At 67.0% G+C, this 12,008-nt stretch carries 11 protein-coding genes; 1 reads left to right on the top strand and 10 read right to left on the bottom strand.

Features of this window, described 5'->3' with window-relative positions:
* Window positions 1–61 precede the first annotated feature (61 nt).
* The 8 genes from mihF to pyrR all read right to left on the bottom strand — a co-directional run bounded on the left by mihF (window position 62) and on the right by pyrR (window position 9,418).
* Window positions 62–379 carry an integration host factor, actinobacterial type gene (mihF, locus tag ACIQCN_RS05160; RefSeq protein ID WP_400603650.1) on the bottom strand — a complete coding sequence of 106 codons (318 nt, stop codon included), beginning with the start codon at window positions 377–379 and terminating at the stop codon, window positions 62–64.
* A 113-nt stretch (window positions 380–492) separates the two neighbouring features.
* Entirely contained in the window at window positions 493–1,362 is an 870-nt protein-coding gene (gene pyrF, locus ACIQCN_RS05165) for an orotidine-5'-phosphate decarboxylase (protein WP_400609726.1), read from the bottom strand.
* Window positions 1,355–4,669, bottom strand: coding sequence for a carbamoyl-phosphate synthase large subunit (gene carB / locus ACIQCN_RS05170; protein ID WP_400603646.1), 3,315 nt, complete (start codon window positions 4,667–4,669; stop codon window positions 1,355–1,357). Before carB ends, pyrF begins: the two co-directional genes overlap by 8 nt.
* The gene (gene carA, locus ACIQCN_RS05175) at window positions 4,669–5,946 is read right to left on the bottom strand and encodes a glutamine-hydrolyzing carbamoyl-phosphate synthase small subunit (protein ID WP_400609728.1); all 1,278 of its coding nucleotides are present in this window, start codon (window positions 5,944–5,946) and stop codon (window positions 4,669–4,671) included. The genes carB and carA overlap by 1 nt, the downstream gene beginning before the upstream one ends.
* A gap of 4 nt (window positions 5,947–5,950) precedes the next feature.
* Window positions 5,951–6,472 carry a hypothetical protein gene (locus tag ACIQCN_RS05180; RefSeq protein ID WP_400609729.1) on the bottom strand — a complete coding sequence of 174 codons (522 nt, stop codon included), beginning with the start codon at window positions 6,470–6,472 and terminating at the stop codon, window positions 5,951–5,953.
* Window positions 6,472–7,812, bottom strand: coding sequence for a dihydroorotase (locus ACIQCN_RS05185; RefSeq protein ID WP_400609730.1), 1,341 nt, complete (start codon window positions 7,810–7,812; stop codon window positions 6,472–6,474). Before ACIQCN_RS05185 ends, ACIQCN_RS05180 begins: the two co-directional genes overlap by 1 nt.
* A complete protein-coding gene (locus ACIQCN_RS05190; protein ID WP_400603639.1) occupies window positions 7,812–8,834 on the bottom strand; it encodes an aspartate carbamoyltransferase catalytic subunit in 1,023 nt (340 codons plus the stop codon). Before ACIQCN_RS05190 ends, ACIQCN_RS05185 begins: the two co-directional genes overlap by 1 nt.
* Window positions 8,831–9,418: a bifunctional pyr operon transcriptional regulator/uracil phosphoribosyltransferase PyrR gene (gene pyrR, locus ACIQCN_RS05195; protein ID WP_400603637.1), complete on the bottom strand. Its 588-nt coding sequence runs from the start codon at window positions 9,416–9,418 to the stop codon at window positions 8,831–8,833. Before pyrR ends, ACIQCN_RS05190 begins: the two co-directional genes overlap by 4 nt.
* Window positions 9,419–9,578: 160 nt before the next feature.
* On the opposite strand from pyrR, the gene ACIQCN_RS05200 reads away from it, so the two are divergent.
* A complete protein-coding gene (locus tag ACIQCN_RS05200; protein ID WP_400603635.1) occupies window positions 9,579–10,817 on the top strand; it encodes a PrsW family intramembrane metalloprotease in 1,239 nt (412 codons plus the stop codon).
* 79 nt (window positions 10,818–10,896) lie between these two features.
* Here ACIQCN_RS05200 and nusB read toward each other — a convergent pair whose 3' ends face one another.
* Both nusB and efp read right to left on the bottom strand, forming a co-directional pair.
* Entirely contained in the window at window positions 10,897–11,307 is a 411-nt protein-coding gene (nusB, locus tag ACIQCN_RS05205) for a transcription antitermination factor NusB (protein WP_400603633.1), read from the bottom strand.
* Window positions 11,307–11,870 carry an elongation factor P gene (gene efp / locus ACIQCN_RS05210; protein WP_377216132.1) on the bottom strand — a complete coding sequence of 188 codons (564 nt, stop codon included), beginning with the start codon at window positions 11,868–11,870 and terminating at the stop codon, window positions 11,307–11,309. Before efp ends, nusB begins: the two co-directional genes overlap by 1 nt.
* Window positions 11,871–12,008 lie beyond the last annotated feature (138 nt).

Below are 12,008 nucleotides of genomic sequence, written 5' to 3' on the forward strand. Positions count from 1 at the left end.
GTATTCCTTTAGTGGAGGGGGTTACGGGGGTGGGTGAAGCTGCGACGGAGACGATAGCCGCCTATTTCTCGTCTATAAAATCTACCAGCGCCTGCCGCTGGTGCACGCCGAGGCCGCGGACCCGCCGGGATGCGGCAATGCCAAGCTGCTCCATGATGGCCGCCGCGCGCACCTTGCCGATGCCCGGCAGCGCCTCAAGGAGTTCCACGACGCGCATCCGTGCCAGGGCGTCGTCCCCGGATGCGGCGCTGATGATATCCGCCGCGGACCGCTTGCCATTCTTGAGGCTTTCCTTCGCGGCTGCACGGGCGGCCCTGGCGGCAGCCGCTTTGTTGAGGGCATCAGCCCGTTCCGACGCGGACAACGGTCTCAGGACCATGGCAGGCACCCCCGGACTTTGGCGGATTTCGTCCAAGGGCGGCCGCCCATGGACCTGTCCTGAAACTACCCCCTGCCGCAGCATGAAGCAATGCACCATGCAAACCCGATGGGCTAGGCGGCCAGGAGCCCCTCGAGCGTGCGGGCAGCCGCCGAGCGGAGGGCAGCCGGATCCGGACCGGCCGAGAGGATGTCGCGGCTGGACGTGCCAAGCACCAGCGGATACGCGCTGCCAAAGGTGGCCCGCAGGTCGGCCGGGGTGGCCCCCTGGGCGCCCAGGCCGGGGGCAAGTACGGGACCCCGGACGGACGCGAGATCCAGGCCAAGGTCTCCCAGGGCCTGTCCCACCGTTGCGCCGACCACCAGGCCCACGGACCCCATGGCTCCCTCGTAGCGGGAGTTCTCGTCCGCGGCTGCCGTGGCGACCCGCCGTGCCACCGAATCGGCACCGCCGGCGTGCTGTACGGACGCTCCTTCCGGATTGGAGGTCAGCGCCAGGACGAAAACTCCCCGGCCGGTGGCTGCAGCAAGGTCCAGGGCCGGACGCAGCGATTCAAATCCCAGGTACGGGCTGAGGGTGACCGAGTCTGCTGCCAGAGGGGACCCGTCGCGCAGCCAGGCATCCGCGTAGGCGGCCATGGTGGAGCCGATATCGCCGCGTTTGGCGTCGGCGATGGTGAGAACCCCCGCTTCGGCCGCGGCGGCGAGGAGCTCCTCGAGGACGGCAATGCCGGCAGAGCCGTGCCGCTCGTAAAGCGCCACCTGGGGCTTGACCGCGGCAGCGAGGGACGCCACCGACTCGACAACGGTGTGGGAGAAGCGGCGCAGCCCGTCGACGTCGTCCGCCAGGCCCCAGGCTGCCAGCAGCGAAGGGTGCGGGTCGATGCCCACGCACAACGGGCCGCGGGCAGCCATGGCCGCACCGAGCCGGGTGCCAAACGGCTCCCGGCCCGGCGCGGAGGCGAATGCTGCCTGCTCAGGCATGCTGCAGCGCCGCCTTCTTTGACTCGTCCAGCGCGGCAGCGTGCTCCTGCAGGCTGGTGACGGACCATTCGTAGGTGCGCATGGCCTCGATGGCCTGGACTGCCGCGTTGAACTCGGCCACCGTGGTGATGCAGGGAATGCCGATGGATGTGGCTGCCGCACGCAGTTCGTAGCCGTCGCTGCGGGCCTCGCCGCCGGAGGGCGTGTTGAACACCATGTCGATCTCGCCGGCGACAACGAGGTCGGCGATGGTGCCTTCGCCTTCGGCGCTGCTGCCTTCTGCCACTTTTCGGACCGGCGTCGCCTGGATTCCGTTGCGGCGCAGCACGTCTGCGGTGCCGCCGGTGGAGACGATCTCGAAGCCGAGGTCGGAGAGCCGCTTGACGCCCATGATCACCGAGCGCTTGTCGCGGTTGGCCACGGAGACAAAGATCTTTCCCTCGGTGGGAAGTGCGTTGTTCGCCGCCGCCTGGCTCTTGGCGAACGCGGTGTCGAAGTGCTTGTCGATGCCCATGACTTCGCCGGTGGAGCGCATCTCGGGGCCGAGGAGGCTGTCCACCACCTTGCCTTCGAGGGTGCGGAACCGGCTGAACGGCAGCACTGCTTCCTTGACGGAAACCGGCGAATCCAGCGGCAGCGTGGAGCCGTCACCGGTTTCCGGCAGCATCTTGTAGGCGCTGCGAAGCTGGCCGATGGTCACACCGGTACCGATCAGGGCCGCCGCCTTGGCCATCTGCACGCCGGTGGCCTTGGATACGAACGGCACCGTACGGGAAGCGCGCGGATTGGCTTCCAGGACGTAGAGCACGTCGGAGGCCAGCGCGAACTGGATGTTGATGAGGCCGCGAACTCCTACGCCCTCGGCGATGGCGCGCGTTGCGGTGCGTACCCGTTCCAGGACGTTGGCGCCCAGGGTGATGGGCGGCAGGACGCAGGCAGAGTCGCCGGAGTGGATGCCGGCCTCCTCGATGTGTTCCATGATGCCGCCCAGGTACATGTCCTTGCCGTCGAAGAGGGCGTCGACGTCGATTTCGACGGCGTCTTCGAGGAACCGGTCGATCAGCACCGGGTGGTCCGGGGTGATTTCGGTGGCGTTGGCGATGTAGCGGGACAGGTTGGGTTCGTCGTAGACGATTTCCATGCCGCGGCCGCCGAGGACGTAGGACGGGCGGACCAGGACGGGGTAGCCGATTTCGTCGGCGATCTTCTTGGCGTCCTCGAAGGACACGGCGGTGCCGTTCTTCGGGGAAACCAGCCCGGCCTTGTCCAGGACCCGGGAGAACATTCCGCGGTGCTCGGCGAGGTCGATGGCCTCCGGGGAGGTGCCAAGGATGGGGACTCCGGCGTCGGCCAGCTGCTGGGCCAGCTTGAGCGGGGTCTGGCCGCCGAGCTGGACGAATACACCCATGACGCCGCCGGTGCGTTCCTCGGCCGCGATGACCTCCAGGACGTCCTCGAGCGTCAGCGGCTCAAAGTACAGGCGCGTGGAGATGTCGTAGTCGGTTGAGACGGTTTCCGGGTTGCAGTTGACCATGACAGTCTCGTAGCCGGCCTTGCGCAGTGCCATGGACGCGTGGACGCAGGAGTAGTCGAACTCGATGCCCTGGCCGATGCGGTTGGGCCCGGAGCCGAGAATCAGGATCGACGGCTTGGCGTGCAGCGCCACCTCGTCCTCTTCGTCGTACGCCGAGTAGTGGTAGGGGGTGTACGCGGCGAACTCAGCCGCGCAGGTGTCCACGGTCTTGTAGACGGGGCGGATGCCCAGGGCCTGGCGCACTCCGCGGACTACGGCCTCGGAGTTGTGGGTCAGGGAGCCGATCTGCTCGTCGGAGAAGCCGTGGCGCTTGGCCCGCTTGAGCATGTCAGCCGTCAGCGCGCCGGCCTGGCGGATTTCCCGGGAGATCTCGTTGAGGAGCTGGAGCTGGTCGAGGAACCAGGGGTCGATCTTGGTGGCTTCGAAGAGCTGTTCAACGGTGGCGCCGCCCAGGAGGGCGCGCTGGACCTGGTGCAGCCGGTCCGTCGTCGGGCGCTTCGCCTTTTCGATGAGCTCAGCGACTTCCCATTCGGGTACGGAGCTGAAGTCCAGCTGGGAGCCCTTCTGCTCCAGGGAACGCAGGGCTTTCTGCAGGGCCTCCGTGAAGTTGCGGCCCATGGCCATGGCTTCGCCCACGGACTTCATGGTGGTGGTGAGGGTGTTGTCCGCGGCGGGGAACTTCTCGAAGGCGAACCGCGGCACCTTGACCACAACGTAGTCCAGGGTCGGTTCGAACGACGCGGGGGTCTTCTGCGTGATGTCGTTGGGGATCTCATCCAGGGTGTAGCCCAGCGAGAGCTTGGTGGCGATCTTGGCGATGGCGAAGCCTGTCGCCTTCGACGCCAGCGCCGACGAACGGGACACGCGGGGGTTCATTTCGATGACCACCACGCGGCCGGTGGCGGGGTCGATGGCGAACTGGATGTTGCAGCCGCCGGTGTCCACGCCCACTTCGCGGATGACGGCGATGGAGATGTCGCGCAGGCGCTGGTACTCGCGGTCGGTGAGGGTGAGGGCCGGCGCCACGGTGATCGAGTCACCGGTGTGGACGCCCACGGGATCGAAGTTCTCGATGGAGCAGACCACCACGACGTTGTCGTTCTTGTCGCGCATCATCTCGAGCTCGTATTCCTTCCAGCCGAGGATGCTCTCTTCGAGCAGCACCTCGCTGGTGGGGCTGTACTGCAGGCCCTGGCCCACGATGCGGCGGAGGTCGTCCTCGTTGTAGGCGAGGCCCGAGCCCAGGCCGCCCATGGTGAACGAAGGGCGGACCACCATCGGATAGCCGAGGTCGTCGGCTGCCTTCAGCGCCTCATCCATGCTGTGGATGATGTGGCTGCGGGCGGATTCGGCGCCGCAGCGCTCCACCACGCCCTTGAACTTCTCGCGGTCCTCGCCGAGCTCGATGGCTGCAATGTTGGCACCGATGAGCTCCACGTTGTACTTCTCAAGCACACCGTTCTTGTCCAGCGCGATGGCCGTGTTCAGCGCGGTCTGTCCGCCCAGGGTGGGCAGGACGGCGTCGGGACGTTCCTTGGCGATGATCTTCTCCACCACCTCGGGGGTGATGGGTTCGATGTAGGTGGCATCGGCAAACTCGGGGTCCGTCATGATGGTGGCCGGGTTGGAGTTCACCAGGATGACGCGCAGGCCTTCATCCTTCAGGACGCGCAGCGCCTGGGTGCCGGAGTAGTCGAACTCGGCGGCCTGGCCGATGACGATCGGGCCGGAACCAATGACGAGGACGCTCTTGAGATCTGTACGTTTCGGCATTACTTCTTGTCCTCAGTCTGGTTGTGGTTCTGGTCGGCGCCCGGGTTTTCCGCCTCGGCGGGGTGCTTCGCGTCCACGGGCTCCTTGGAAAGGTTTGCGGTGCGCCCGTCCCGGGTGCCCTCCATGAGTTCGATGAAGCGGTCGAACAGGTAGGCGGCGTCGTGGGGTCCGGCGGCGGCTTCCGGGTGGTACTGGACCGAGAAGGCCGGGATGTCCAGGCACGCGAGGCCCTCAACGACGTCGTCATTGAGGCTCACGTGGCTGACCTCGACGCGCCCGTAACGTTGTTCGGGCGCAGAGGTGGCACCGTCCAGCGGCGCGTCCACGGCGAAGCCATGGTTCTGGGAGGTGATCTCCACCTTGCCGGTACGGCGGTCCATCACGGGCTGGTTGATCCCGCGGTGGCCGTAGCGCAGCTTGTATGTGCCGAACCCGAGCGCGCGGCCCAGGATCTGGTTGCCGAAGCAGATGCCGAAGTAGGGAATCTTCTCATCCAGCACCGAGCGCAGCAGGCTGACCTGGGTGTCCGCGGTGGCAGGGTCCCCGGGTCCGTTGGACATGAAGAAACCGTCCGGGTTGACGGCTTTGACGTCATCCAGGGTGGCGGTTGCCGGCAGGACGTGAACCCGGACGCCGCGCTCGGCGAAACGGACGGGCGTCATGGCCTTGATGCCGAGGTCGATGGCGGCGATGCTGAACCGCGGTTCGCCTTCCCAGCCGTGGTCCTTGGGTTCCACGACGTAAGCTTCGTCGACGCTGACTTCCTCGGCCAACCGGGCGCCCTCCATCGGGGCGCTGGCCAGGACGGCCTCCACCAGCTCCTTGTCCGTGGCCAGTGCAGCTTCCCCGGAGAAGATCCCGGCGCGCATGGTCTTGTGCTCCCGCAGGTGGCGGGTGATCGCGCGGGTGTCCACGCCCTGGATACCTACGACTCCCTGGGCCACGAGTTCCTCGTCGAGTGAACGCTCGGAGCGCCAGTTGGACGGGCGGCGGGCGGCGTCGCGGACGACGTAGCCGGCCACCCAGATGCGCCGGGATTCGGCGTCCTCGCTGTTGACACCGGTGTTGCCGATGTGCGGGGCGGTCTGGACCACCAGCTGGCGGGCGTAGGAGGGGTCGGTGATGGTTTCCTGGTAGCCGGTCATGCCGGTGGCGAAAACCGCTTCGCCCAGCGCGGTGCCGGTGGCGCCGTAGCTGGTTCCGCGGAAAATGCGTCCGTCTTCCAGGACCAGCGCTGCGGGAGCGGAGGTGGGTGCTGTCACTGAGTTCGCTTTCACTGTCTTACTTTCCACTGTTGGCGTCAGCCGCCGGGGTTGAAGAGATCAAGTTCCGGAGTGCCGTCAGCAGCACGTCCTTGTCCGCAGCCCGGCGGGTGCGGAAGCCCGTATCCAGCTCGTGCCGGCCGTGCAGCCAGGCAAGCACCAGCAGTCCGTCCGTTTCCACGAACTTACCGGCCATGCCGCTTTCCTGGCGAACGTCCGTCAGCGCTGCTGCGGGGATGTACAGGGCGGGCGCGCCTGCGCGGTCGAAAATTACGCCGTGCGGGTAGATGGCCAGCGTGGCATTGGTGCGGATGCCCAGGCCATGGACCGCGATCCGGTCGAGCCAGTCGCCGCCGGTGGTGGTAGCGACGTACTGGCCCTCCGCTGCGGCGACCGGCCCCCCGGGCGCGCCGGGCACCTGGGGGAGGCTGTCGACATCGGCCTGGCGCCTGAGGCGGTTGCGCCACCCTGCGCGGATCATCAGCAGCGCGGCGGCGATCAGCACCAGGGTGATGACCGCCGTGAGGAGTTTGGTGTCCATCAGGCAGCACCCGCCGGAGTGTCCGGCGACAGGACGCAGGGGGAGTTCAGCTCGCCGTCCAGCACGGTGGGGTGGCCCCGGTAGAAGGTGGCCAGCACCTTGCCGGGCAGTTCCCTGCCCTTGAACGGGGAGTTCCGGCCCTTGGTGGCCATCCGGGACGGGTCCACGGTCCAGCGGGCGGCCGGATCCACGAGGATGAGGTTGGCGGGTTCGCCCGCAGCCAGCGGCCTGCCCTGGTCCGTGAGCCGGCCGATATGGGCCGGCGCGGTGGAGGTGACGCGGGCGAAGTCCGCCCATGTCATCAGGCCGGTCTCGATCATGGTGTGCTGCACTACGGACAGTGCGGTTTCCAGGCCGGTCATGCCCATGGCCGCCTGCGCCCACTCGCATTCCTTGTGCTCGCTGGGGTGCGGCGCGTGGTCGGTTCCCACGACATCGATGGTGCCGTCGGCGAGGCCGGCGCGCAGGGCCTGGACGTCGGCGTCGGTGCGCAGGGGCGGATTGACCTTGTAGACGGGGTCGTAGCTGCGGACCAGGTCGTCCGTCAGGAGCAGGTGGTGGGGAGTCACTTCCGCGGTGACGTTGATCCCCCGGGCCTTGGCCCAACGGATAATCTCCACCGACCCGGCCGTGGACACGTGGCAGACATGCAGGCGCGAACCCACGTGTTGGGCCAGCAGCACGTCCCGGGCAATGATGCTCTCCTCGGCCACGGCCGGCCACCCGGCCAGGCCCAGGACGGCGGAAACATCGCCTTCGTTCATCTGGGCCCCGGCGGTCAGCCGGGGCTCCTGCGCGTGCTGGGCCACCACGCCGTCGAATGCCTTGACGTATTCCAGTGCCCGACGCATCAGGACGGGATCGTGGACGCAGATGCCGTCATCGGAGAATATCCGGACGCGTGCGCGGGAGTCTGCCATGGCGCCGAGCTCGGCGAGCTGTTCGCCTGCCAGGCCCACGGTTACGGCACCGACCGGGCGTACGTCCACCCAGCCTGCCGCCCGGCCCAGGCTGTAGACCTGCTCCACCACGCCCGCAGTGTCTGCCACGGGGGTGCTGTTGGCCATCGCGTGCACGGCGGTGAACCCACCCAGGGCCGCAGCCCGTGAACCGGTTTCCACGGTCTCGGCGTCCTCGCGGCCAGGCTCGCGGAGGTGGGTGTGGACGTCCACCATGCCGGGCAGCGCCACCAGGCCGTCGGCCTCGATAACGGTGGCACCCTCGGCGGAAAGGCCGGTTCCGGTGGCGGCGATGACGCCGTCCCGGACCAGCAGGTCAGAGGCTTCCCCGCCCAGGATGGCGGCTCCGCGGATCAGGTACGTTCCGGTGTTGGCGGCCATCAGTTGCTCTCCTTGGTGGAATGGGTGCCGGCGTGGGCCAGGGCGGGGGCTGCCGGTGCGCGGGTGTCCCCGGACAGCAGAAGGTACAGTGCGGCCATCCGAACAGAGACGCCGTTGCGGACCTGCGCCAGGACCGTGGACCTGGGCGAGTCCGCAGCGGCTGCGCAGATCTCCAGGCCCCGGTTCATAGGGCCGGGGTGCATGATGATGGTGTCCTTCATCCCGAGATTGTCCAGCGCCTGCAGCCTGCCGTCGCCGAAACCCCAGCGGCGCGAGTATTCGCGGGTGGTGGGGAAGAAGGATGCGTTCATGCGTTCGCCCTGGACCCTCAGCATCATGACCGCGTCAGCCCCCTGTGCCAGGGTGTCGTCGAGGTTGTAGCTGACCTTGCAGGGCCATTTTTCGACGCCGATGGGCAGCAGGGTGGGCGGCGCCACCAGGGTGACGTCCGCGCCAAGGGTCCGCAGCAGCCATACGTTGGAGCGGGCCACGCGGGAGTGCAGGACATCCCCCGCGATGACAACGCGCATGCCCTTGAGGTCTGCGCCCTCGGATGCGGTGCCGGACAGTCGGGACCAGTGCCGGCGCATGGTGAAGGCGTCAAGCAGGGCTTGGGTGGGGTGTTCGTGGGTGCCGTCCCCGGCGTTGATCACAGCTGCGTCGATCCAGTCGGTGGCAGCGAGACGGTGCGGTGCGCCGGAGGCCCAGTGCCGGATAACGACGGCGTCCGCGCCCATGGCGGACAGTGTCTGGGCGGTGTCCTTCAGGGATTCCCCCTTGGACACCGAGGACCCTTTGGCGGCGAAGTTGATGACGTCCGCGGACAGTCGCTTGGCTGCGGCCTCAAACGAGATGCGGGTGCGCGTGGAGTCCTCGAAGAAGAGGTTTACCACGGTCCTGCCACGCAGCGCGGGGAGCTTCTTGACTTCCCGCTCCCCTACCGCGGACATCTCTTCGGCGGTGTCGAGGATGCGGACGGCGTTGGCCAGGCTGAGGTCCTCAGTGGACAGCAAGTGCCTCATGGCCGTCCCTCGATTACAACCTCATTGACCGCGGCGGCACCGGCAGGAGTATCGGTTTCTTCGAGCCGGACCCGGACTTTCTCGGCCGAGGACGTGGGCAGGTTCTTGCCTACGTGGTCCGCCCGGATGGGGAGTTCGCGGTGGCCGCGGTCGATCAGGACGGCAAGGCGCACGATACGGGGGCGGCCCAGGTCCACGAGGGCGTCCAGGGCGGCGCGGATCGTTCGGCCGGAGTACAGGACGTCGTCGATGAGGACCACTACTTTGTTGTCGATCCCCGTCCGCGGCAGCTTGGTGGGATAAGGGGGCCGGGTACCCTGGCGGGACAGGTCGTCCCGGAACATGGTGACGTCAAGCTGCCCCACAATTGCTGCGGCGTCCACGGAAGGATCGGCGGCTGCGATCTTGTGCGCCAGCCGGAGTGCCAGCGGGTAGCCGCGGCGCGGGATGCCCAACAGGACCAGGTCCTTGGACCCTTTATTGGCTTCAAGGATCTCATGGGCGATACGAGTGAGTGCCCGGTCGATATCGGCCTGGTTGAGGACAACCCTGGCCGGACCCGGCGCGCTGGTGACAGAAGTCAACGCTCGTCTCCCCTTTCCCCGCCTCACGGGACGGAATTAAAAAAGGATCATGTGCGTTCCAAAATTACCATAGGCACCACCCGCCGGCGTTCCGGCTGGGCGCGGTGCTGGTCACACTTTCCGCTCCCCGCCTGCCGGGACGCCCCGCTAGGCTTTCGGTATGCCGACATCTTCCCGCCTGCCTCGAGACGCCAATCCCAGCTGGATGGGACACATCCGGCCACAGGATTACCGTCCCGCGCCCGGGCATTATGGTCCGTCGGTGCAGGGATCGGCGCCTTTTGGCGGACCGCCTGCTTGGTCTGGCGGTCCCGGACCGGCAGCCCCGCGGCGCCGCGCCGGCCTGGGCTCCCTCACCCTCGCCGTCACCGGCCTGGCATTCGCCAGCCTTTTCCTGGTGGTGCCGTTCCTCGTGGCCAGCACCGGACCGGCCGGGTTCGTCGGGGGGTTCATCGCCTCCCTGTTTCCCTTGGGCGTGGTGCTGTTCACCGTCCGCGCGATCGACCGCTGGGAGCCCGAACCCAAGCGCCTCCTGTATTTTGCGTTCACGTGGGGTGCGGCGGTGGCAATCGCCGTGACGCTGTTACTGCAGCCACTGTTCCTGGCAGGGGCTGAGTTTTCCAGCGAGGCCGCCATGCGCACCTACCTGGCCACGGTTCAGGCACCCATCGTGGAGGAGACGGCCAAGGGCCTGGGACTGCTGGTCCTCCTGCTTGCAGCGCGCCGGCACTTTGACGGACCCGTGGACGGCATTGTCTTCGCCTTCACCATTGCGGCCGGCTTCGCGTTCACCGAGAACATTCTTTATTTTGGCCGCGCCATCGCCGATCCGGCCGGGTCCGGGGACCTGGCCCAGGTCTTCGTGCTCCGCGGCATCATGTCGCCTTTTGCCCACGCGATCTTCACCGGAACCGCCGGGCTGGTCATGGGCTTCGCCGCCCGCCGCTGGCACACCGGCGCTTCCCTCGCCGCCTTCTTGCTGGGCCTCCTTCCGGCCATGCTCCTGCACAACCGGTGGAACAGCATGGGGCAGAACTTCCTGGCCGAATACGTGCTGGTGCAGGTGCCGATTTTCCTGGCCGCGGTAACCGGTATCGTGGTCCTCCGCATTGCCGAGAAACGGCTCACCCGGCAGCGCCTGCTGGAGTACGCCGCGGCGGGTTGGTTCACCGCGGCCGAGGTGGAACTGCTTGCGACGCCGGCCGGACGGCGCGCGGCGCTGAAATGGGCGGGCGGCCTCGGCCGGAAGCGGCAGATGAAGGAGTTCCTGGCGGCAGTGACCCGGCTGGCAAACATCCGGCAGCGGATCCTCAGCGGGCGGGAAGTGCAGCTCCACCAGGCAGAAGAGCGGCATGAGCTGCAGCGCGTGATGGCACTGAGGGCCGCCGTTGCCGGTTGAACGGAGACAGCAAAGGAGCCGGCCGCCTGGTAGGCGGCCGGCTCCTTTAGCTGGATGGGTCCTGTCAGTGCGCCTTCAGCTACGCGAGCAAGGACGGCTTCAGCTGCTGGAGCCGGCCCAGCAGTCCGTTAATGAACTGCGGTGATTCGTCGGTGGAAAGCGTCTTGGCCAGGGCCACCGCTTCGCTGACGGCCACGCCGTCCGGAACATCGTCGTTGTAGAGCAGTTCCCAGGTACCGATCCGGAGGATGATCCTGTCCACGGAAGGCATCCGTTCAAGGCTCCAGCCCTGCGAATAGGTTTCGAGGAACTCGTCGATGGCGGCCTGCCGGGAGACGACGCCTTCGATGATGTCCACGGTGTACGGGTTGACCACCTGGTCAGTCTTTTCCCGCCGCGCCCGAAGGACGTCGAAGGCCGAGGCCGAACGCTGTTCGGCCTCGAAAAGGACATCAAGAGCCCTGCTACGGGCTTTGCCGCGGGCGCTCACTACTCAGAGACCCGGCCGAGGTAGCTGCCGTCGCGGGTGTCCACCTTGACCTTGGTGTTGTTCTCGATGAACAGCGGAACCTGGATCTCGTAGCCGGTCTCCAGCGTTGCGGGCTTGGTGCCGGCGGACGAGCGGTCGCCCTGGAGGCCCGGCTCGGTGTAGGTGATTTCGAGGACAACGCTCGGCGGCAGTTCGATGTAGAGCGGGTTGCCCTCGTGGATGGCGATGTTGACCATCTGGTTTTCGAGCATGAAGTTGGTGGCGTCGCCAACCGTGGCTCCGGAGACGGTGATCTGGTCGTAGTCCGAAGTGTCCATGAACACGAAGTCGGCGCCGTCCTGGTACAGGTACTGGTAGTCGCGGCGGTCAACCGTGGCGGTCTCGATCTTGAGGCCGGCGTTGAAGGTCTTGTCCACAACCTTGCCGGACATCACGTTCCGCATCTTGGTACGGACGAATGCACCGCCCTTGCCCGGCTTCACGTGCTGGAATTCGATGACGTTCCAGAGCTGGCCCTCGAGCTTCAGGACCGTTCCGTTCTTGATGTCGTTAGTGGTTGCCACTGGTTTCCTCTGGTTTCTGTTCCTGGCCACGTGGTCAGGCGTTGTATGCCGGCCGGCTGGGCCGACGGCCTGCCAGCGCGTGTTTGTCAAAAATCGCGGGTCTGCAAAAATCCAAGAACCATTCTACCGGTAAATCGC

It is taken from the genome of Pseudarthrobacter sp. NPDC092424 (assembly GCF_044754925.1).
In the GTDB taxonomy this organism is placed as follows: domain Bacteria; phylum Actinomycetota; class Actinomycetes; order Actinomycetales; family Micrococcaceae; genus Arthrobacter.